This is a genomic window from uncultured Lamprocystis sp., from assembly GCF_903933125.1.
Lineage (GTDB): Bacteria > Pseudomonadota > Gammaproteobacteria > Chromatiales > Chromatiaceae > Thiodictyon.
In genome coordinates, this window is sequence record NZ_CAIZIZ010000355.1 from 1 (window position 1) to 21,895 (window position 21,895).

The window sequence follows — 21,895 nt, forward strand, 5'->3', positions numbered from 1 at the left end:
CGGCTGCGCTACGCTCCGCCGTGGACGGACCCGCCGCCGAGCCGGGGCAGCAGCGCCAAGGCGCTGCAATTAGTGTAACCAGTGCAACTTAAACTAAGGAGTAAACTGTCTTGGACATGTGGTCCGCTTTAGATGCCAACGGCATTGGCAACGCAATGGCGTGGTACATCAAGAAAGCGCAGGCCCGAAATTGGCCCGGTCACCGCAGTTAAATGAGTCGACTGACGCCTCGCGACCAATGAACGACAACGAGCACTTGCTTCCGCTTCTTCAGAGGCTGTGGGTTCACATCTCGCGGAAGAGGCGCATGCAGCTGATGGCGTTGTGCGCGCTGATGCTGTTAGCTACCATTGCGGAGGTCTTTTCACTTGGCATGGTACTGCCATTTCTTGGCGTTCTGACAGCACCAGACCGCATTTTCGCATATCTGTCCGCGCAGGGAGTCATCAATTGGCTCGGCTTGACTCAACCGATGCAGCTTCTGTTGCCTCTGACCGTTTTGTTTACGTTAGCCGCAGTGCTGGCAGGCGTAACGCGCGTTGCATTGTTGTGGGCCCAGACTCGTCTCGGCAATTCCATCGGGGTCGATCTTGGCGCGGAAGCGTTCCGGCGTACGCTGTATCAGCCTTACGCAGTCCACCTGATGCGTAACAGCAGCGAGCTGATCACGAGTCAAACCACCAAGATCACGACCATCGTCTACTTCGTCATCATTCCTGCACTGACACTGGTGTCATCCGTCCTGATCGGTGTCGCCATCATTCTGTTGCTGATTTGGGTCGAGCCGACATTGACCTTGGCGACTACGCTTGGACTCGGCGTGCTCTATGCTACCTTGATTCAATCGACCAAAAAATGGTTGATGGAAAATGGCGAACGCGTCGCCGCGGGGCAGAGTCGCTTGACGCGTGTCGTGCAAGAGGGCCTCGGCGGGATCAGAGAAGTATTGTTGGACGGCCTGCAGGAAACTTATCTCCGCAACTACCAGCAAGTGGATTCAAGGACGCGCAGGGCCCATGCCAACATCACCATTGTCGGTGGGATGCCACGTCCCGTGATTGAGGCATTAGCTGTCGTATCCATCGGTATCTTAGCTTACACCGTCGCCGGTCGGCCGAACGGAGTCGAAACAGCGCTACCGGTACTCGGCGCGCTTGCATTGGCGGCCCAACGACTGTTGCCCTTAGTACAACAAGGTTACTTCGCTTGGACATCCATACTTGGCAGCAGGACTTCTTTAGGTGATGTGCTGCGTCTGTTGGAGCAGCCAATGCCGGATGTAGATGCGTTGCGAACGACAGTGCCGTTAAAGCTCGAACACGCGTTTGAAATCGTGGATGTACAGCATCGCTACATACCGGAAGGCCCGACAATACTGCGCGGGATCAACCTTAAGATAAACCGCGGTGATCGAGTGGGCTTCATTGGCACGACCGGCAGCGGAAAAAGCACGTTGCTCGATATTGTGATGGGCTTGTTGACCCCCGAGTCAGGTTATCTACGTATAGACGGCGTCCCCGTGAACGAACTCAATCGTCGATCGTGGCAACTGTGCATCGCGCACGTGCCGCAGACCGTCTATTTGACCGATAGCAGCGTTGCCGAAAATATCGCGTTTGGTGTGGCGCCGGCGGAAATCGATCTCGAGCGCGTGCGCGCAGCAGCGCGACAAGCTCAGATTGCCGACTCCATCGAATCCTGGCAAAACGGGTACGACACCATCGTGGGCGAGCGGGGCACGCGATTGTCCGGCGGTCAGCGACAGCGCATCGGTATCGCGCGAGCTCTGTACAAGAACGCCGACGTCATCGTATTCGACGAGGCAACCAGCGCGCTCGATAACGAAACCGAGCAAGCGGTGATGGAGGCTATCAATTCGCTCGGCTTGGATATCACGATTCTGATCGTGGCACATAGATTGACGACTCTCAGAGGTTGCGATTTGGTTGTCGAACTGGAAAACGGCGCGATCGCTAAAGTTGGCACCCACCGCGAGATGATCGAAGTCGCAGATTGAGAACGAAGAAGGCCTATGATTTATAAACGGCATCATTCGATCGAGATTGTCGATCAGGACTACGAAAAAGAATTCGGGTCACTTGGCGTTGCCAAGCAGCAATGCTTCAACATCGGTGCCGGTACATGGCAGCACGGCGCATGGACTAACATCGATCTACCCGCACAGTCCAAGGCATTCGCGAAAATACAGGCGCCCTGCATTCCTCACAACCTGGTTGGTGACGAGAATCTTCCTATCGCGCCGAACAGTGCGCAGTTGATCTACACATCACATGTCATCGAGCACCTTCCCGACTTCCACGTCGACAGACTTTTCGTCTCGGTGTACAAGTCACTGCGGGACGGTGGCATTTTCCGTGTCGTCACGGGACCCGATGCGGATACCGACTACGCTGCGTTGCGTCGGCGCGACGCGCGATGGTGGTATTTCTACGACGATGCTGACTACGCAGACGGCGTCAGAGACCACGGTCCGATGACGCTAACCGACAAATGGTTGCTGCATGTGGCGTCGCCGCGATCTCTGTATTGCGCGACGCCTTGCGACCGAAAGTATACGGCTTATGAGGTCGACGACCTAGTCGCCATGTATGCGCTCGAGCCAAACAAGGTCCGAGACATTTTGACAGCAGGATTGAAGTTCAACGTCCGTTCTCCCGGCGATCACTTGAGCTGGTGGAACGGTGATAAACTCATCCGCCAGTTGCGAGCCGCTGGCTTCTCGACGGTTTCGAAATGTGCATATGGACAAAGCCGATCACATTTAATGCGCGATTTGCGATGGTTCGACACCACTTATCCGCAAATTTCACTCTACGTTGAAGCGGTAAAGTGAGCATAAGAGCGAAATGTTGCTGCCCCCCCCAATAGATAGACGGTTCTCCATTTTGACCGGCGGCTACGGCTACCGGCTTATCGAAAGAGTATGGTCCGAAGTCGAGCGCCGTACGAATTTCGAACTGCATCATGTCCCAGATCCCTCTCTCTTTCGCTCAAACGAGCCGGCTCAGCCTCGGTTCGATTCGAGTCGCTTGCTGTATCTGTTCGACGCCCCGCAGAAGAACCTTCCGCAGGCAGATATTGAATTTCTGACTGCGCTAGAAGGATCGACGGGCCCCACCATTCATAACGTCATTCTCGGCGACGCGAGATTGAGTCAGCTTCCCTACGCAGATGCGCTCGACTACGTGTCGGCTGCCGCGCATCGCTTCCGGCAGATCTTGCTGCAAGTCAGGCCCGATGTCGTACTGAGCGGATACGACGGATACCAAAGCACATTGTTGATGTTGGTTTGCCGCTCGCTGAAAATTCCCTGGTACGCTCTTACCTACCTTCCGATTCCAAAAGGGATGATGGGTTTTTCGCCGCTTAACGTTTGCATCGGCGTAAGAGCGTTTGGCCCTGCGGATAGCGAAAGAATTGTCCTGGAGGCAGAGCGCACGCTCGACGAATTCGAGCGCAGAATGCTCGCCACGTACGTGCCACCTTCCGAAAATTCGTTGAGCAATATTCTTTGTTTCTTGCCGTTACGACTGGCCAACGCGGTGAGTAATTTCAAATCGGTCTTGAACGGCACTCATGACAAGTACACGCGTCGTTCGCCGATGGACTCGGCAGAGGACTACCTTCGTCGTCGGTGGAATTACATCACCAACAAGCGTTTGCCGATGGTTGCCCACCCGCCCCAGCAATCGTATGCATTCTTCGGATTCCACATGCAGCCCGAGATGGGCATTGACGTTTGGGCGCCGTTCTATTCCAATCAATTACATGTTGTCGCCTGCATTGCGAGGGCGTTGCCCCCCTCGCACAAGTTGCTGGTAAAGCTGCATCGCATCGACTGCGATAATTGGTCAACATCGCAATTGCGTTCGCTACTGGATCTCCCCGGTGTACAAGTTGTTTCGCCGCATGCGGATACATATGAGTTCCTGCGCAGAGCGTCGCTGGTGTTCTCCATTCAGGGAACAATCGCCTTGGAGTCAGCTCTCCTGAGAAAGCAGGTGATTGCGTTTGGCGAAACGATGTATGAGGTGATGCCGAACGTCGCAAGGGTGATCAACCTGATCGAACTGCCCGGTTTGGTAAGAAATAAGCTGAGAGCTCCCGAGCCGACGCGAGCCGAAATCCTTGCAGGCTTGGAAGCCTTACTCGCACATTTTCGAAGCGGGCTGTACAACAATTGGGAGCTCAATCCAACCAGCACCCAGTTGGATGATTTTTGCGCGCATCTTGTTTTTTTGAAGGCGTTTCTTCGTCCGCAGCGAGATGACCACCCATCGCACTCGAACGTCGATAGCTGATCGACCTCCATCTACGGAAAACGGTCGTATTTATTATGAGTGAAACAGGGGCCGCCATCGCTCCAAATATTCAAGATGCACGGCATTCGTACGCTATTCCTGATCTTCACGGAATTCGAAAGAAAGGCGCGGCCGTTACGACAGGTATCCCGACTGGATTTCTCGAACAGATTCATGGCAACGTGGTGCGATCGTGTTTTGCATTCACCTCGCCGGTGAACCCCGAGCTGCGTACTTGCGGCAAAGCGATAAAAAAGTGGGTTTCGAAGAACTCGGGGCAATTGGCCGCAGTGCGACGGTCGATAAAATAATGGCGGTATTCGAATGCGGGGTTGCTGCAAGGGGCCAGTCCCTGAAAATCACCATTGTGGCGCGGCGCGCCGTGTCGGAAGCCTTGGAGTTGGTAGCCGATGACCCGGCCAGCAGCGGGCCTCATGCGAACGGTTTTGATGGTGAGGGTTCTCCCGAGTCGACATTTGATTCTCGACCCTCGCGTCGAAGATCGCGCTTCGATCATGGGTCGGTTGTTGAAGCAATTGACGAACTATATCGGACACAACGATCCTTGAATTCAAACGAAAACGCGCGCAAACGGTATAAGAAATGACCATTAAAGTTGCATTCATTGGCTGCGGCTATATGGCGTCGGAACACGCTAAGGCGTTTCGGGACATTGGCTGCGAGCTTGCCGGAGTCTTTAGCCGGACTTTCGCCCGTGCCGAAGCGTTTGCCGCCCAGTATTCCATCCCTACGGTCTGCGAATCGATTTCGGAATTGCATGAGAAGACGCAAGCGGATGTCGTGATTATCGCAGTTCCGGAGTTATCAGTCAGCGCGGTGTCGATTGCCGCGTTCGAGCATCCTTGGCTGTGCCTGATTGAAAAGCCGGCAGGCTACAACATTGCCGACGCGGAGAAAATTTCCAGGGCTGCGCATACACTGCAACGCCGCGCGTTCGTCGCACTCAACCGTCGCCACTATTCAAGCACCCGCGCGGTGGCCACCGATTTGCGGAATCGCCCGGGACGAAGGCTCGTGCACGTCGTCGATCAGGAGAGTCCGCGCGTCGCGCTCGAATCCGGTCAACCCAGACTGGTCGTTGACAATTGGATGTACGCGAATTCATTGCACGTGATCGATTATTTCTCTGTCTTCTGCCGGGGCGACCTGCTTGATGTCGTCGCCCGCGGGGAATGGCGGAGCTGCGAGCCGTCATTTGTTGTGGCCACGCTGACGTTTTCGTCGGGCGACATCGGTAGCTATGAGGGAATTTGGGAGGGTCCCGGTCCGTGGGCCGTTACGGTGACAACCCCGGAAAGACGATGGGAACTGAGGCCGCTCGAACAAGCGAGTTTCCAGGACTACGGATCACGAAAGAACGAACCGCTCGCCGTCGACGAGTCGGATAAGCGGTTCAAACCCGGGTTATACGCGCAGGCCCTGGAAGTCTTGCGTGCGGCTCGAGGAGAGCACCACGCTCTGCCTTCCGTCAACGATGGCCTAGCCTCAATGCGCATGGTTGAAAGAATTTATGGTCGCTAACGTACTCATCGCAGGCGCCGGACAGCTTGGTTCACGGAATTTGCAGGGTCTCTCGAGGTATTCGAAGCCGCTTTCGATTTGGGTGTATGACGTCTCGGAGGAATCCCTCACGCGAGCCGGAGAACGCTGGGCGGAATGCGCGGTGCGTCCGCATGCCGTCACGTATATCACCGATTTGAAATTAATTCCTGCAACGCTTGATGCTGCGATTGTCGCGACCAACGCAAACGTCCGACTCCAGGTGGTAGAAAGCATAGGTCGTCTTGCGAAGGTCCGTTACTGGCTGCTGGAGAAGGTGTTGGCCCAAGAGGTAGGCGACTTGTACGCGATCGCACGTGCCACGGCCGAAGCCAATGGCGCGTGGGTCAATACACCAATGCATCTTTGGCCGTTGTATCAAGAAGTCCTCAACCGTTTTCGACGCGGTGCCCCCATCCATGCTTCGTCCGTCCGCTTTCGCGGGCTTGCATGCAACGCCATCCACTACATCGACTTGGTGAGCCGCTGGAACAATGCTTCGATAAGAAGTATCAATACGGACGGCTTGCGCAATCAATGGGTCCCCAGCAAGCGTCCGGGATTCTACGAGGCCGAAGGGCGATTGATCGTGTCGTTTTCCGATGGCTCCACCCTGTTACTTGAAGGCGATGAACAGGCGAACGACTATTCGGTGAGCCTCCAGGGTGATGACGACGTTTGGGTCATCGATGAAGCAGGGGCGAATGCGTCCAGCGCTGGCGGCCAGAAAATCGAGGCTGGGATTTTGAGGCAGAGCGATTTGATCGGTCCTATGCTCGATGAACTATTCAAAACGGGCACTTGTGGGCTACCCACTTTGACGGACTCGATTGCTCAGCACGTTCCACTACTCACCGCGTTGCTGCAACATTGGAATGCGAACATGCCTGGTCGTCTTGATTACGCACCAATCACCTAGAAAATGAGCAAAAACATAAAGAAAGTTTTAGTAACGGGTGCGGATGGATTTATTGGTTCGCATCTCACCGAGGCGCTTGTTCGCGCAGGCCATGACGTTAGAGCCTTTGTTTTGTACAACTCCTTCAGTTCCTGGGGATGGCTGGATTCCTGCGCATCCGATGTCAAAGACAAATTTGAAGTATTCGCCGGAGACATTCGCGATCCACACGGGGTCAAAGAGGCGATGAAGGGCTGCGATGCCGTACTGCATCTAGCTGCGCTGATTGCGATTCCCTATTCTTATCATTCTCCCGACACTTATGTCGACACCAACATCAAGGGCACATTGAACGTCGTGCAGGCGGCCCGTGAACTGGGGATTTCGAAAGTCGTACACACCTCCACCAGTGAGGTGTACGGCACCGCGAGATTTGTTCCAATCACGGAGGAGCATCCGCTGCAAGGACAGTCTCCGTATTCAGCGAGCAAGATCGGGGCTGATCAAATTGCCCTTTCCTTTGAGAAATCATTCGGCACGCCGGTGGTCGTACTGCGGCCATTCAACACCTACGGTCCGCGCCAATCCGCCCGCGCCGTGATTCCGACCATCATCAGCCAGATCGCCAGTGGCAAACGCCAGATCAAGCTGGGTGCAGTTTCCCCCACCCGCGACTTCAATTTCGTGAAAGACACCGTAGCAGGCTTCATCGCCGCCCTAGATTCAGACCGGGGTGTGGGCGAGGTTGTCAACTTCGGCAGCAATTTTGAAATCACCATTGGTGATACTGCCCACCTCATCGCCGAGGCCATGAACACCGAGATCGAAATCCTCACCGACGAGGCGCGCCTGCGACCGGAGAAATCCGAGGTGGAACGCCTTTGGGCCGCCAACGCAAAGGCACGGGCGCTATTCGGCTGGGAGCCCGCCTATGGTGGACGTGAAGGCTTTAAGCGCGGCTTGGCGGAAACAGCTGAGTGGTTCACTCAGCCGGGTAACTTGCGCGGCTATAAATTCGACATCTACAATCTCTAAATACACCCGTGGCTGATCCCGATATTGTCGATCAGGTCCTCAAGGCCATCCGCCAGGTGGTTGGCCCGGCCCCCGTCGCACTGCACGAACCGCGCTTTGCCGGTAACGAGTGGGCCTACCTGAAGGAATGCCTGGACAGCACCTTCGTATCCTCGGTGGGTAAATTTGTTGATCGCTTCGAGGCTGATCTGGCCGCCTATACCGGCGCGAAACATGTCGTGGCGGTGGTCAACGGCACCGCCGCCCTCCACATCGCCCTGAAACTGGCAGGCGTCGGAGCCGGTGACGAAGTCCTTATTCCCGCTTTAACCTTCGTCGCAACCGCCAATGCCGTGGCTTATTGCGGCGCCACCTGCCACTTCGTCGACAGTGAGGAACGCACTCTCGGCGTCAATCCCCAGAAGTTGCGCGAGCATCTGAGAGCGACGACAGAGCAACGAAATGGCCTGTGCGTGAACCGCGCCACGGGGCGAGTCATCCGCGGCCTGGTGCCCATGCACACCTTCGGCCACCCGGTCGATCTCGATGCGCTGCTCGCGCTTGCACGCGACTACAACCTTGTCTTGGTGGAAGACGCGGCGGAGTCACTCGGCAGCGCCTACCACGGCCGCCATACCGGCACGTTCGGACTGATGGGGACGCTCAGCTTCAACGGCAACAAGACGATCACCACCGGCGGCGGCGGCGCGATTCTCACCGACGACCCGGAGTTGGCGCGCACCGCCAAGCACCTCACCACCACCGCCAAGCTGTCGCACCGGTGGGCCTTCGCGCACGACCAGATCGGCTACAACTACCGGATGCCCAATCTCAACGCCGCCCTGGGCTGTGCCCAGCTTGAAGCTCTGCCGGGCTTTCTCGAATCGAAGAGGCGGCTGTTCGAGCGCTACCAGGCCGCCTTCAGCCACATTCAGGGTGCCAGCATCGTTCGTGAGCCAGACGGCTGCCACAGCAATTACTGGCTGCATGCCCTTCGGCTTGCTCCAGAGAGGGCAGATCAGCAGGAAGCCATTCTGGCAGCGACTAACGAGGCCGGCCTGATGACCCGGCCAGTGTGGAACCTGATGAACACCCTGAGCCCCTACCGCAGCTGTCCGGCGATGGCCCTGGACAGCGCCGAGTCGCTCGCCGCACGGCTCATCAACCTGCCCAGCAGCGCCCATCTGGCGGAGAGGGCGGCATGAGTCCCCTGCTTCTGGTGGGAGCGGGCGGACATGCGCACGCCTGCATCGACGTTATCGAGCAGGCCGGCGGTTATGCCATCACTGGCGTGGTTGGCTGTCCGAAAGAGGTTGGACAAAATGTCCTGGGTTACCCGGTCATCGGCAGCGATCCCGGACTAGCTGCCCTGAAAGCCGCTTGTCCCAATGCCTTGGTCACCGTTGGCCAGATCAAGTCACCGGACCTGCGCATCCGTTTATTCGATTTGCTGGTCGGGCTGGGTTTCAACCTGCCCATCATCGTCTCCCCCCTCGCCCATGTTTCCCGCCACGCCAGCCTGGGCGCGGGCAGCATCGTCATGCATGGAGCCATCATCAACGCCGGCGCCCGGATCGGTAACAACTGCATCATCAACAGCCAGGCACTGGTCGAGCACGACGTCCGTATCGCGGACCATTGCCACATTTCCACTGGTACACGGGTGAACGGTGGTGCCGTGGTCGGCACGGGTTCGTTCATTGGCAGCGGCAGTATCCTGCGCGAAGGCATCCAGTTGGGCGAGCGCTGCGTGGTCGGTATGGGGCTTGCCGTACGCAACAATCAGCCGGCACATACATGGATTCTTCAATGAACATGGCCCGACCCGTACTCATCATCGCCGAGGCTGGCGTCAACCATAACGGTGACCTCGATCTCGCCAGACGACTGATCGACGTCGCAGCCGAAGCCGGCGCCGCCCTGGTCAAGTTTCAGACCTTTTCCGCGGAGCGTCTGGTCACCGTCAGCGCCCGCAGGGCCGATTACCAGGCCCGCAATATGAGTGGGGACGAAACCCATTTCGAGATGCTGCGCCGTCTGGAACTGTCCATCGAAGCCCACCAAGAACTCATTGCCCATTGTGCGGCGCGTGGCATCGCGTTCTTCTCCACCGGCTTCGATATCGAAAGTGTCGATTTCCTGGCTGCTCTCGGCCTGGACAAATTCAAGATTCCCTCCGGCGAGATCACCAATCTGCCTTTTCTGCGCAACATGGGCCGTTATGGCCGGGAAATCATCCTCTCCACTGGCATGTCCACCCTGGGCGACATCGAAGCGGCCATCGAAGCCCTGGAGCAGGCCGGCACGCCGCGCAGTAGGATCACGGTTCTGCATTGCACCACCGAGTACCCCACCCCCATGAACGAGGTCAACCTGCGTGCTATGCAGAGCATCGCCCAAGCCTTCGGCGTGCGCGTCGGCTACTCCGACCATACTCCCGGCATCGAGGTCGCAATTGCCGCCGTCGCCCTGGGGGCATCGGTCATCGAAAAACACTTCACCCTGGATCGCAATCTGCCCGGTCCGGACCACAAGGCCAGCCTGGAGCCGGCCGAGCTCAAGGCAATGGTGGCGGCAATCCGCAATATCGAAATGGCCCTGGGGGATGGGGTCAAGCGCCTGACTTCCAGCGAAATCAAAAACCGGCCCATCGTGCGCAAGTCGCTGGTGGCCGCGCGAGCCATCACGGCGGGCGATGTCTTCGGTCAGGACAACTTGGCGGTGAAGCGACCGGGAACGGGCATTTCACCCATGCACTATGACAGCCTGCTGGGTCGCGTCGCCGTGCGCAACTATTCGGCTGACGAATTGATCGAACCATGAACCGGAAGATCTGCGTCATCACCGGCACGCGTGCCGAATACGGTCTGCTGCGCTGGCTCATCCAGGGCATCGCGGAGGCGCCCGATCTCGAACTCCAGATCATCGCCACCGGCATGCATCTTTCGCCGGAATTCGGCCTGACCTGGCGCGAGATCGAGAAGGATGGCTACACGATCAGCCGTAAGGTCGAAATGCTGACCAGTTCCGATACCCCCGTCGGCATCGCCAAGGCGATGGGGCTCGGGATGATCGGCTTCGCCGATGCCCTGGACGAACTGCGGCCTGATCTCATCGTGGTACTGGGTGACCGCTTCGAGATCTTCGCTGCCGTGGCGGCGGCGATGGTGGCCCGCATTCCGGTCGCCCACATTCACGGCGGCGAAGCGACCGAAGGTTTGATCGATGAGGCAATCCGGCATTCCATCAGCAAGATGTCGCACCTGCATTTCGTCGCTGCCGAAGAATACCGGCAGCGGGTGATCCAGTTGGGTGAGGCGCCCGAACGGGTGTTTTTGGTCGGAGGCCTAGGCATCGACAACATCAAACGGCTCACGCTGCTCGACCGCGCCAACCTCGAGGCATCCCTTGGCTGGTCGTTGGGCGAGAAGAATCTCCTCGTCACCTTCCACCCGGTGACGCTGGAAACGGCGACTGCGCAGGATCAGATGGATGAATTGTTGGCTGCGCTCTCCGAACTGCAAGACACCCGGCTGATATTCACTCTGCCCAATGCTGACACCGACGGCCGCATGTTGATCCGGCAGATCGAGGACTTCGTGGCTCGCCATGACAACGCCCGGGCCTATACCTCCCTCGGGCAGTTGCGTTACCTGTCCTGCATCGCCCAGGTCAACGGTGTTGTCGGCAATTCCTCCAGCGGCCTGCTCGAGGTGCCGAGTTTCCGCAAGGGCACCATCAATATCGGTGACCGCCAGCGCGGCCGGCTAAAAGCAGCCAGCGTCCTCAACTGTGCGCCTGAACGTGTGGCGATCAGCCTGGCCCTTGAACAGTTGTATTCGCCTTCATTCCAGGCGAGTATGGCGCAGGTGTGCAACCCTTATGGTGAAGGCGGGGCAAGCGACAAAGTCGTCGCGGCCATTCGTACATGCAATCTGGACAGCCTGCTGAAAAAGCGCTTTCACGACCTGCCATGCGCATAGTCTTCATCGGTGCCGTCGAATTCTCCCTGCGCACCTTGCAACATCTCGGTGCGATCGGCGCTTCGGTGGTCGGTGTTTGCACGCTGCGCCAGTCGGCCTTCAATGCGGATCATGTCGATCTCTCCGGTCATTGCGCAGAACACGGCATTCCCTGCATCCATACGGAAGACATCCATGCGCCCGCTGCGCTGGAGTGGATAGCCGGCTGCCAGCCCGATGTCATCTTCTGTTTCGGCTGGTCGCGGCTGCTCAGGAAACCCGTGCTCGAACTGGCACCTCTGGGCGTGGTCGGTTTTCACCCGGCCGCCCTACCCCGGAATCGCGGCCGCCACCCCATCATCTGGGCACTGGTGTTGGGTCTGAGCGAAACCGCTTCCACCTTCTTTTTCATGGATGAAGGGGCGGACAGTGGCGACATTCTTTCGCAACGCAGCATCGTGATCGACCCACAGGACGATGCACGTTCGCTTTACGACAAGGTGGTGGCAACCGCCTTGCAACAGATCGGAGAATTCGTGCCTCAACTGGCCGCACATGCCAATCCCCGCATTCCACAGGACGTAGCCCGCTCCAACAGCTGGCGCAAGCGCGGCCGGGCCGATGGTTTGATCGACTGGCGCATGTCCGCCAGCTCGATTCATAATCTGGTGCGCGGTTTGACCCATCCCTACGTCGGTGCGGAATTCCAGTTGGCCGGCCAGACCTGCAAGGTCTGGAAATCGCGTGTGGTTGCCGCGGTCCCGGCCAATATCGAACCAGGCAAGGTGATCGGCCATGACGAAGCCAGAAAACCCATCATTAAATGCGGCGAAGAGGCACTGTGCCTGGTGGAAACTGAACCCGAATTCGCCCCTGTCTGTGGTGCGTACCTATGAGAACTCTGGTTGTCGCCCCTCACCCCGACGATGAAACCCTGGGCCTCGGTGGCACTTTGCTGCGCCGCCGAGCCGAGGGCGCGGAAGTGGCCTGGGTCATCGTCACCGGCATTTCCGTTGCGACTGGCTGGGACGAAGCGAGAGTGGCCAGGCGGGCGGAGGAAATCCGCCGGGTGGCGGAACGCTACCGCTTCAGTGCCCTCTACGAAATGGGCCTTCCGACCACCCGCCTCGACCAGGTGCCCACCGCCGATCTGGTGAGCGCCTTCTCCGGCATATTCAAGGAATTCCAGCCGCAAGAAGTGTTCGTCCCGCACCCAAGTGACGTGCATAGCGACCATCGCATCGTCTTCCAGGCCGTGGCCGGTTGCACCAAATGGTTTCGCTACCCCAGCGTCAACCGGGTTCTGGCTTACGAAACCCTGTCCGAAACCGACTTCGTCTTGGACCCGCAAAAGGCCTTTCGTCCTAACGTGTTCGTGGACATCGGCGGTCATCTCGAGGAGAAGCTTGCCATCTTCGACCTCTATGCCTCCGAACTGGGCGCCTTCCCCTTTCCCCGCAGCCACGAAGCCGTGCGCGCCCTGGCGACACTGCGCGGTGCGGCGGCAGGCTACAAGGCGGCGGAAAGTTTCGGACTGCTGCGCGAACGTTCCTGAACCTGTCTGACCATGTCCATCAGCCACACTCTCGAAGCCAGTGAAACCCTTTGGCGCCGCGCCATATTGCCGGCCAGCGCCAGCATTCAGGAGGCGATCCGCAACCTCGATCAGGTCGCCATCAAGATCGTCCTGATCGTCGATCCCGCAGGCGTCCTCGAAGGCACCATTTCCGATGGCGACATCCGCCGCGGTCTACTGCGTGGACTCGATCTGACCAGCCCGATCACCTCCCTCATTCATCGCAATGCCCTGGTGGTGCCGCCGGGCATGGAGCGGGAAGACATCCTGCAATTGATGGTGGCGAACAGGGTCCAGCAGATTCCGGTGGTGGACGAGTTGCGCCGGGTGGTGGGCCTGCATCTCTGGGACGAACTGCAAGGCATGCCGCAGCGCGGCAACCTTATGATCATCATGGCTGGCGGCAAGGGCACCCGGTTGCGTCCGCACACCGATAACTGTCCCAAGCCCATGCTGCCGGTGGGTGGCAAGCCCATGCTGGAGCACATCATCGAACGGGCCAAGGGCGAAGGCTTCAAGCACTTCGTGCTCGCGGTGCATTACCTAGGCCACATGATCGAGGACCACTTCGGCGACGGCGCCCGCCTAGATGTGCGCATCGACTATTTGCGCGAGCAGACGCCACTCGGTACAGCTGGTGCCCTCTCACTCCTCGATCCACGTTCCGATTTGCCGTTCATCGTCACCAACGGCGATGTCATGACCGATATCCGTTACGGGGAATTGTTAGACTTCCACTCTCGCTACGAAGCCGCAGCCACCATGGCGGTTCGAATCTACGAATGGCAGCACCCGTTCGGCGTCGTGCAAATGAACGGGGTGGAGATCGTGGGCTTCGTGGAAAAGCCGATCACGAGAAGACACATCAACGCCGGTGTGTATGCCATCAGTCCAGTCGCGCTCGATTGCCTGGTTCAAGGTGAGCACTGCGATATGCCGTCGTTGTTTGACAAGCTGAAAATCTTGCGCAAGCGTATAGTTGCATACCCCATGCACGAGCCCTGGCTGGACGTAGGGAGGCCGGACGATCTGGCGCGCGCCACCGACTCATTTGGAAACATAGAACGTCAATCACAATGAACAGAAACCTTATTGAGCTGTACAAGCTACCGATCGAAATCAAGTTCTGCAAGAAGTGCACGATTTCAAATCAGCGGCCTCGAATAACCTTCGATGCTGACGGCGTCTGTTCAGCATGCAATTTTGCAGAGCACAAGCGCATAAAGATCGATTGGGCCGCACGTGAAGCGGAGTTGGTGGCCCTGTGCGACCGCTTCCGGAAGAGCAACGGGGAGTACGATGTCATCGTTCCGTGCAGTGGTGGGAAGGACGGCAGCTTCGTTGCGCATCAACTCAAATACAAGTACGGCATGAACCCGTTGGCGGTGACCTGGGCGCCACTCAAAGCGACGGCGATCGGCCGGCAGAATTTGGATGCTTTCATCGAATCCGGCTTCAACCATGTGCTCGGCACGCCGAATCCGGTGGTCACAAAACGACTCACGAATCTGGCGTTCAAGCACCTCGGCGACCCTTTTCAGCCATTCATTTACGGTCAAACAAATTTTCCGCTACACATGGCCGTGAAGCACAAGGTCAGTTTGATCATGTACGGTGAGAATGGCGAGGTGGAGTATGGCGGCGACATGAAAAATGCAAATCGCCCAACTCGCGAAGTACAAGATCATGACAAGCACTACTTCTCTGGGTTGCCTCCAGAGTTCTGGGCTGATCACGGGGTATCGCTGGCTGATCTGTATCCATTTATGGCACCACGTTTCGAACAGATCAAGAGCAACAAGACCGAAATTCATTTCTTGAGTTACTACCAATTCTGGGATCCACAAGAAAACTTCTATTACTGCAGAGAGCACACCGGATTTACACCGAATCCGGAGCGCTCGCAGGGTACCTACTCGAAATACGCCAGCCTGGACGATCAGATCGATGGTTTTCATTATTATTTGGCGTACGTAAAATTCGGCATCGGTCGGGCAACCTCTGATGCAGCCCACGAGATTCGCGACGGCAAAATTAACCGCGAAGAGGGCGTCGCTCTCGTCAAGCGCTACGACCATGAGTTTCCGAGCCGCTATTACAACGAATTCCTCGAGTTCTGCTCGCTTAACGATGCTGAAGTTCACGAAATCATCGATAGCTGGCGATCGGATCATATCTGGAAGCGCGAAGGCAACGAGTGGAAGCTGCGCCGACCAATTTGGGAAGAAGCCGCATAATCACAGTGCGTAACCTCCGACTTATAGCCCGGCTCGATATCAAGGGACCGAACCTGATCAAGGGGGTTCACCTTGAAGGTCTGCGCGTGATTGGTTCGCCCGCCGAGCACGCGCTGCGCTACTACCAGCAAGGCGCAGACGAACTCATCTATATGGATTGTGTTGCGAGCCTGTACGGTCGAAACCATTTGGCGAACATCGTCAGCGCGGCTACCGAGGATATTTTTATTCCCATGACGGTCGGCGGCGGCATTCGATCCGTCGATGACGCGGCTCAGATTCTGCGTGCCGGTGCGGACAAGGTTGCCATCAACACGGCCGCGGTAGCCGATCCAGATTTGATCACTCGGATTGCTAGACGCTTCGGCAGTCAGTGCATGGTGTTATCTGTCGAAGCCAAGCAGATCGGCGACGAACAATGGGAGGCCTACACGGATAACGGTCGCGAACGCAGCGGTATCGATGTGATCGATTGGGTGAGGCGGGGAGTCGAGTTGGGCGCAGGAGAGATTTTGTTGACGTCAGTGGATCGGGAGGGAACGCGCAGGGGGTTCGACTGCGCGTTGGTCAAGGCGGTGACCGATGCGGTTTCAGTGCCGGCAATAGCGAGTGGTGGAATGGGCAAGCCCGAGGATTTGCTATCGGTTGTGAATGAAGGAAAGGCGGACGCTGTCGCGATGGCCGATATCCTGCACTACAAACGCGCCACGATTGACGAGATACGCAGCGTCGCACGCAGCGCAGGTTTTGGCGTTCGAGAATTTCACCGGAAAATCGTTTGATGTCCACTACTGATGTAGTCGTAATCGATTATGGCGTCGGCAATTTGCTGAGTGTGCGGCGAGTTTTGGAGCATTACGGTGCCAATGTGATTTTGACAGGCGACGCAAGCGAAATCATTGCGGGCCGCCGAGTCGTTTTACCTGGGGTTGGCGCGTTTCCAACCGCGATGCAAGTCTTGAACGAAATGCAATTGCCGCCAGTTATTCGAGAAGTTGCAGCTCGCGGTACGCCGCTGTTAGGAATTTGCTTGGGCATGCAACTCCTGCTCGACGAAAGCGAAGAGTTTGGAACGACCATCGGACTCGGGCTGATACCCGGTAAAGTTCGCGCAATACCTGGAATTGCTTCCGACGGGCAATCTTTGAAGGTCCCCCATATCGGCTGGAATGGCTTGCACCCGGCAGAGCATGCCGACTGGAGCAATTCACTACTGTCCGACATTCGCCCCGGCGAAGCCGTATATTTCGTTCATTCTTTCATGGCACAGCCAAACGCCGAGCATCGTGTCTCCGACTGCATGTATGGAGGACACAAAGTGTCCGCAGTCGTTGCGAAAGACAATGTAATCGGTTGCCAATTTCATCCTGAGAAGAGCGGCGATGTGGGGCTGAGGATCATTAAGCGCTTCTTGAAGCTATGAGAGTTCTAGCGCTCATCCCCGCACGTGGCCAATCGAAACGGGTGCCAGGAAAAAATAAGCGTGCGCTCGGCGGCAAACCTCTCATCTGCTGGTCGATCCAATGTATCCAGGAAATCGAAGCAGTATGCGATGTACTTGTGTCGACCGATGATCCTGAAATTGCGGCCATCGCGACGGGCGCGGGTGCATCGGTGCCTTGGATGCGGCCGAGCGATCTTGCGACCGACACAGCAACGTCCGTCGACGTTGCCTTGCATGCCCTGAATTGGTACGAACAAGAAAATGGGGTCGTAGACGGACTCTTGCTCCTGCAGCCGACATCACCGTTCCGAACGCGCGACACGATTCAACGGGGGCTCGAAATCTTCAGGTTGGGAAATTTTCGGCCAGTCGTGGCTGTATCACCGGCCCATCCTCATCCAATGTGGTGCGTTCGGATTGAAGATGATAACTTGGTCCCGTTCATGACGCCGAACGGATTCACCATGCGGTCGCAAGAACTACCGCCCGTGTATGCCGTCAACGGCGTGCTGTATCTTATCGCGCCGCATGATCTTCGGCATGAACACAGTTTCGCTATCGAAGGCGCCGCCCCGATCATCATCGATAGCGCAAAGGAAGCGTTGGATATTGATACCGAACATGATTGGCGATGCGCCGTGGCCTATTTATCCTCGCAGTAGATAATGATTACGCGGCAACGACCGCCGGGAAATCGAATCATCGGGTGAACACGCGCGCGCCGAACACGATTGAAGGCAGTTGCGTCACGCCACAGCTTGCGACCAACGTCTGGCACGTGAGCAACGCACCCTCCGTACAAACTCTGCGACTGCCTATCGGCACGGCGCATAGGCAACGACAGCAATGCGAATCTCGAAAAGCACGTTTTTTTCGTCGCTACTTCTCGTCTTTACAGTCGTCATATTGCTCAGCGATAGGCGTCTTGACGCACTCTATATCTTTCTGCCGATATTTGCCGCAATCTGGATATGCACTCTCTTCGTGTCGGCGCTCTGGAATAGGGATGGCGAGCTTCCCATTCTCGATATCGGGATGTCTTGCGTCTTTTTCACAACGCTTTACACAGTAATTCCTCTGCTTAATTTCTATTTAGGTGGTTTCGAGTTTGGCGTGCTCTCCGATGGGCGCTTGCAGTGGCTCGCACCGTCCGCAGACGAATTAGGCCTGTTCTTCGTCAACCATATTGTTTACTTGGCGGCGTTGGCGTCGAGTTACGTAATGTTCAGGCGAGACAATCGTCTGCTACCCCGCATTGGCGTAGAACCACCAAGAGCGCGAACGGTAAAGGTTATCGTGATTGGCTTTTTGGCCCTAACTACGTATTTTGCAGCATTGAGGTATTTGCTCGACATCGGCTTTCGATCCGGGTATGGCGAAGAGCAGTATATCTCCGCAGGTCCCCTGTGGCTGGCACAGATCAATGGCAAAGTAGCGGAGATCAACTTCGTCTTCCAATCTACTGTATTGGCAATTCTCGTGTTCCGAAAGAACGATATTCGCGCGCGCTTGTTACTGCTTCTACTTATCGCCTGGAATATTCTGACTGCTTTCACCCAACCAGGGTCGCGCGGGGAGTTGATGTCGTTGCTGCTGTTGACGTTCCTCTTCTGGAATAAATTTCATGGCGTACCATGGCGATTTAATTTTGTGTTCCTACAAACTGCTTTTTTTTCGTTCATGTTTCTCGGGCTACTGCGTTCATTTCTCGACTTCCAGAATCTAACAAGCGCGTTGGACAGCTTCGAGACTTTGATGTCGGCAACGAATGAATTTCAAGCGATGCTCGGGACTGCGTATCACGTGTATGAAATGCTAAAGGACGGCGTCACTCCGCCTTTCGCGCTGGCATTCAATGACGTCACGCCAATGTTGCCCCCGCAGCAATTGTGGCCGTTTGCAAAGCTCTCCGGAGCGGAGTGGTATCTCATACAGATTGGACAACAGGGCCGCGGCATAGGATTCATGTGGGGCGTGGTAACGCAGTCGCTGATTGGCTTTGGGTTGATCGAACTTGTGATCCGGGGCATCGTCCTTGGTTGGTTCCTCGCTCAAATACACTCTTGGTATCAACGTCGCTATACCAAATTTTTGCCTGCCGTTCTCTACGCCGTTCTGTGTTTTGCAACGTACTGGACGTTCAGAGATACCACTGGTGCAATCTTGTGGACAATTTGGTGGGCTATACTCCCCTTCGCTGCAATTCTCTACATTTTTGGGTTAGCGCATGATGTCCGGCGTAGCCGTGTAACTTCTCAAAAACTCAGGGCGTCGCCGACGCGGCCTGCGCCCGCTCGCGGATCAGGTCGGGCAACAGCGGAACCGTCCCGACCTCTTTGAAGCGGTCGCCGAGATAGTCCCAAAACGAGATCCCCAGCTTGCGGCAGGACTTCTTCGGGCTGGCGAAGCTCCTGTTGGGTACGGCCTCTCGATAATGTTCTTACCCGAAGCATTCGGCTCCGAACTGGTCGATCTTCTCCTGTTGGGTGCGGCCTCGACATGATGTCTGGTTGACGAGTATGCTGTAACCTTCTGAGACGCTGAGAGAAGGGTTGCAGCGATGACGCCGGTGGTGGAGCGGGACGGGGACACGGTCAAGGTCGGGGTGCAGTTCACGCTGCGGGGCAGCCTCCTGGAGATGGAAGAGGCGATTCTGGAGGCCACCAACGCGGTCGGGCGCTGTGCCACCGAGAAGGCGCTGCGGTACTTCGACACCGACGGCAGCCCGATCCGGGTCGGGGAGACCAAACTCACCGCACGGGGACGAAACTCCAAGGAGTACCAGACGCCGTATGGCGTGGTCGAGGTCGAGCGCTATGTCTACCAGATCCCGCGCGGCGGGCGGATCTTCTGTCCGCTCGAGCAGCAGGGGCGGATCGTGCGCGGGGCCACCCCGCGGTTCGCCAGTCAGCTCAGTCATCAGTATGCGCAACTCAACGTGCGGTGCAGCAGGATCTGGAGCTGAACCATGGTCGCCGGGTCGCCCGGTCGTACATCCAGAACGTCGCCGAGTGGGTCGGCACCCTGGCCACCGTCAAGGAGGAAACCTGGGAATACGCCCTGCCAGCGCTGGAGGTACCCATCGCCACGGTGGCGGTCAGCCTGGACGGGGCGATGATCCCGATGGCCGACAGCGACGGCTGGCGCGAAGCCATGGTCGGCACGCTGTCGTTCTATGACCATGCGGGCGAGCGCCAGCATTCGATCTATCTCGCGGCCGCACCAGAACATGGCAAACAGGCGTTTCTCGAGCGCTTCGAGCGCGAGATCCAACGCGCCAAGCAGCACCTCCCCGACGCCCTCTACGTGGGCATCGCCGACGGTGCAGCGAGCAACTGGACCTTCCTCGAGCAGCACACCAGTCGCCAGCTGATCGACTATTTCCACGCCACGGAGTACATCGCCAAGCTCGCGCAGGTGCGCCATCCCAAACGCCAGGCCGACGACAAACGCGCCGCCTGGCAGCATGCGCAGTGTCGCCGCCTCAAGCACGACCCCAGCGTGCTCGATGAGCTCATCGCCGAAGCGGCCACACTCTCGCGCCGCGCGTCCCTCTCGCAGTCCGCCCGCGACACCGCGCACAGCGCCTGGACCTATTTCAAGAATCAGCGCGAGCGGATGGACTATCCCGGCTTCCTCGCCGAGCACCTGCCGATCGGCTCAGGCGTCACCGAGGCGGCCTGCAAGAGCCTCGTCAAGCAACGCCTCTGTGCCTCCGGCATGCGCTGGAAAACCACCGGTGCGAAGAGCGTGCTGAGCCTGCGTGCGCTGACCCACACCGTCGGCCGCTGGACACAATTCTGGCAGAAGATCGACCAGTTCGGCGCCGAGTGCTTCGGGTGAGAACATTATTCACAGGCCGCACCCCTCCTGTTCTTTTTTGAGAGCGATCCGTTTATCATAAAAAGCTCAACGAGTTCTTCAACCCAACGATCGCCAGCAAATGACCATGCATATTCCCGGAGACGACGGCGGGCACTTCCCCGACCTTGCTACAGCTAAAGCCTACCTTCACGGTAATACTCAAACGAACCCCGAATACCACGCCGACCGCATGCGTGCGCTGGGGCACCTGTTTGCGAAGATACCCATGCCGCGTTCGGTGGTTGACTTCGGGTGCGGTGATGGCATGTACATCACCGAAGCTTTTGCCGGCCTGGATTGCGTTGTCGGCATCGACATATCGGCGGCAATGGTTTAACTCGCAAGAGAGAACCTCGGCGGTGTCTTCGACGGACGAATCGGCGGAGCAGAGGCGCTCGCCGACGTGGAAGGTCAATTCGACCTAGGGCTCGCGATCGACGTGCTTGGGTATCTGGACGACGCCGAACTGGACGTGTTCTACAAGAACATGGCGCGAATCATCAAACCAGGCGGCCATCTCGTCGTCATGTACGGGAACGAGCTTCTAGATGTGTTCGCCCTGAACGCCGGTACTTCGGCATTCTTCGGCAAACACTTCGGGCTCGATGTGGTGGAGCTTCTGACAGAAGCGAAGGCGCCACGCCCGAACAATGCCACGCGCAAGAATCCTCTTAGCTTTGGTGCCGAGATCGCACCGTACGGCTTCGAGGAAGTTTCTCAGGCGTTCTCACAGTGGCACACGACGCCTCCCGGATTGGCGAATCGCTCTACCGATCTGGTCCGGGCGCGACTAGATATGCGAGATCACTCATTCGATGCAAACACCCTGCCAGAAGCTGAGCGGTGGAAGGCTGCTTTCCGGTGCAGCATCTTTGCCTCGATGGCTGTGCGGAACTGACGGTTGCTCGCAGACTCGTCTCCACCCGAAGCGCCGGCGGAGCGAAACAACACCCTCGCGCCGTGACTGAGCGGCGCGGGGACAAGCGGGCGGAGGCGGGCCTTCAAACGATCTAAAAAA

Annotated in this window: 21 protein-coding genes and 1 pseudogene; 21 read left to right on the forward strand and 1 reads right to left on the reverse strand. The window is 57.5% G+C overall.

Going from position 1 to position 21,895, the window contains the following annotated elements; translation table 11 throughout:
- Positions 1-307: 307 nt before the first annotated feature.
- From QZY03_RS18410 to QZY03_RS18420, 3 genes are all read left to right on the forward strand, one after another.
- On the forward strand, positions 308-2,017 hold the full coding sequence (locus QZY03_RS18410) for an ABC transporter ATP-binding protein (protein ID WP_295583614.1): 1,710 nt from the start codon (positions 308-310) through the stop codon (positions 2,015-2,017).
- A 15-nt stretch (positions 2,018-2,032) separates the two neighbouring features.
- On the forward strand, positions 2,033-2,854 hold the full coding sequence (locus QZY03_RS18415; RefSeq protein ID WP_295583615.1) for a hypothetical protein: 822 nt from the start codon (positions 2,033-2,035) through the stop codon (positions 2,852-2,854).
- 196 nt (positions 2,855-3,050) lie between these two features.
- Positions 3,051-4,322: a hypothetical protein gene (locus tag QZY03_RS18420; RefSeq protein WP_295583616.1), complete on the forward strand. Its 1,272-nt coding sequence runs from the start codon at positions 3,051-3,053 to the stop codon at positions 4,320-4,322.
- Positions 4,323-4,494: 172 nt separating this feature from the next.
- Here QZY03_RS18420 and QZY03_RS18425 read toward each other — a convergent pair whose 3' ends face one another.
- Entirely contained in the window at positions 4,495-4,758 is a 264-nt protein-coding gene (locus QZY03_RS18425) for a hypothetical protein (protein ID WP_295583617.1), read from the reverse strand.
- Between the two features lie 167 nt (positions 4,759-4,925).
- On the opposite strand from QZY03_RS18425, the gene QZY03_RS18430 reads away from it, so the two are divergent.
- The 18 genes and pseudogenes from QZY03_RS18430 (at position 4,926) to QZY03_RS18515 (ending at position 21,775) form a co-directional block, all read left to right on the forward strand.
- Entirely contained in the window at positions 4,926-5,864 is a 939-nt protein-coding gene (locus QZY03_RS18430) for a Gfo/Idh/MocA family oxidoreductase (protein WP_295583618.1), read from the forward strand.
- Positions 5,854-6,801, forward strand: a complete 948-nt coding sequence (locus tag QZY03_RS18435; RefSeq protein WP_295583619.1) for a hypothetical protein — start codon at positions 5,854-5,856, stop codon at positions 6,799-6,801. The genes QZY03_RS18430 and QZY03_RS18435 overlap by 11 nt, the downstream gene beginning before the upstream one ends.
- Positions 6,802-6,804: 3 nt before the next feature.
- Positions 6,805-7,815 (forward strand): NAD-dependent 4,6-dehydratase LegB, encoded by a 1,011-nt coding sequence (locus tag QZY03_RS18440; RefSeq protein ID WP_295583620.1) that lies wholly within the window; start codon positions 6,805-6,807, stop codon positions 7,813-7,815.
- An 8-nt stretch (positions 7,816-7,823) separates the two neighbouring features.
- The gene (locus QZY03_RS18445; RefSeq protein ID WP_295583621.1) at positions 7,824-8,999 is read left to right on the forward strand and encodes a LegC family aminotransferase; all 1,176 of its coding nucleotides are present in this window, start codon (positions 7,824-7,826) and stop codon (positions 8,997-8,999) included.
- Positions 8,996-9,607 (forward strand): NeuD/PglB/VioB family sugar acetyltransferase, encoded by a 612-nt coding sequence (locus QZY03_RS18450; RefSeq protein ID WP_295583622.1) that lies wholly within the window; start codon positions 8,996-8,998, stop codon positions 9,605-9,607. Before QZY03_RS18445 ends, QZY03_RS18450 begins: the two co-directional genes overlap by 4 nt.
- Positions 9,604-10,617, forward strand: a complete 1,014-nt coding sequence (gene neuB, locus QZY03_RS18455) for an N-acetylneuraminate synthase (RefSeq protein ID WP_295583623.1) — start codon at positions 9,604-9,606, stop codon at positions 10,615-10,617. Before QZY03_RS18450 ends, neuB begins: the two co-directional genes overlap by 4 nt.
- The gene (gene neuC / locus QZY03_RS18460; protein ID WP_295583624.1) at positions 10,614-11,777 is read left to right on the forward strand and encodes a UDP-N-acetylglucosamine 2-epimerase; all 1,164 of its coding nucleotides are present in this window, start codon (positions 10,614-10,616) and stop codon (positions 11,775-11,777) included. Before neuB ends, neuC begins: the two co-directional genes overlap by 4 nt.
- A complete protein-coding gene (locus tag QZY03_RS18465) occupies positions 11,768-12,652 on the forward strand; it encodes a formyltransferase family protein (protein ID WP_295583625.1) in 885 nt (294 codons plus the stop codon). The genes neuC and QZY03_RS18465 overlap by 10 nt, the downstream gene beginning before the upstream one ends.
- Positions 12,649-13,311, forward strand: a complete 663-nt coding sequence (locus tag QZY03_RS18470) for a PIG-L deacetylase family protein (RefSeq protein ID WP_295583626.1) — start codon at positions 12,649-12,651, stop codon at positions 13,309-13,311. Before QZY03_RS18465 ends, QZY03_RS18470 begins: the two co-directional genes overlap by 4 nt.
- A gap of 12 nt (positions 13,312-13,323) precedes the next feature.
- A complete protein-coding gene (locus QZY03_RS18475) occupies positions 13,324-14,412 on the forward strand; it encodes a nucleotidyltransferase family protein (RefSeq protein WP_295583628.1) in 1,089 nt (362 codons plus the stop codon).
- Positions 14,409-15,569 carry an N-acetyl sugar amidotransferase gene (locus QZY03_RS18480; protein ID WP_295583629.1) on the forward strand — a complete coding sequence of 387 codons (1,161 nt, stop codon included), beginning with the start codon at positions 14,409-14,411 and terminating at the stop codon, positions 15,567-15,569. The genes QZY03_RS18475 and QZY03_RS18480 overlap by 4 nt, the downstream gene beginning before the upstream one ends.
- Positions 15,570-15,574: 5 nt before the next feature.
- Positions 15,575-16,351, forward strand: coding sequence for an imidazole glycerol phosphate synthase subunit HisF (gene hisF, locus QZY03_RS18485; protein ID WP_295583630.1), 777 nt, complete (start codon positions 15,575-15,577; stop codon positions 16,349-16,351).
- A complete protein-coding gene (gene hisH, locus QZY03_RS18490; protein WP_295583631.1) occupies positions 16,351-16,992 on the forward strand; it encodes an imidazole glycerol phosphate synthase subunit HisH in 642 nt (213 codons plus the stop codon). Before hisF ends, hisH begins: the two co-directional genes overlap by 1 nt.
- A complete protein-coding gene (locus tag QZY03_RS18495) occupies positions 16,989-17,675 on the forward strand; it encodes an acylneuraminate cytidylyltransferase family protein (RefSeq protein ID WP_295583632.1) in 687 nt (228 codons plus the stop codon). The genes hisH and QZY03_RS18495 overlap by 4 nt, the downstream gene beginning before the upstream one ends.
- A 184-nt stretch (positions 17,676-17,859) precedes the next feature.
- Entirely contained in the window at positions 17,860-19,353 is a 1,494-nt protein-coding gene (locus QZY03_RS18500) for a hypothetical protein (RefSeq protein ID WP_295583633.1), read from the forward strand.
- Between the two features lie 220 nt (positions 19,354-19,573).
- Positions 19,574-20,856 (forward strand): annotated as a pseudogene (locus tag QZY03_RS18505) (ISKra4 family transposase).
- A 100-nt stretch (positions 20,857-20,956) separates the two neighbouring features.
- Positions 20,957-21,214, forward strand: coding sequence for a hypothetical protein (locus QZY03_RS18510; protein ID WP_295583634.1), 258 nt, complete (start codon positions 20,957-20,959; stop codon positions 21,212-21,214).
- Positions 21,215-21,253: 39 nt separating this feature from the next.
- Positions 21,254-21,775, forward strand: coding sequence for a class I SAM-dependent methyltransferase (locus tag QZY03_RS18515; protein WP_366935545.1), 522 nt, complete (start codon positions 21,254-21,256; stop codon positions 21,773-21,775).
- Positions 21,776-21,895: the final 120 nt, after the last annotated feature.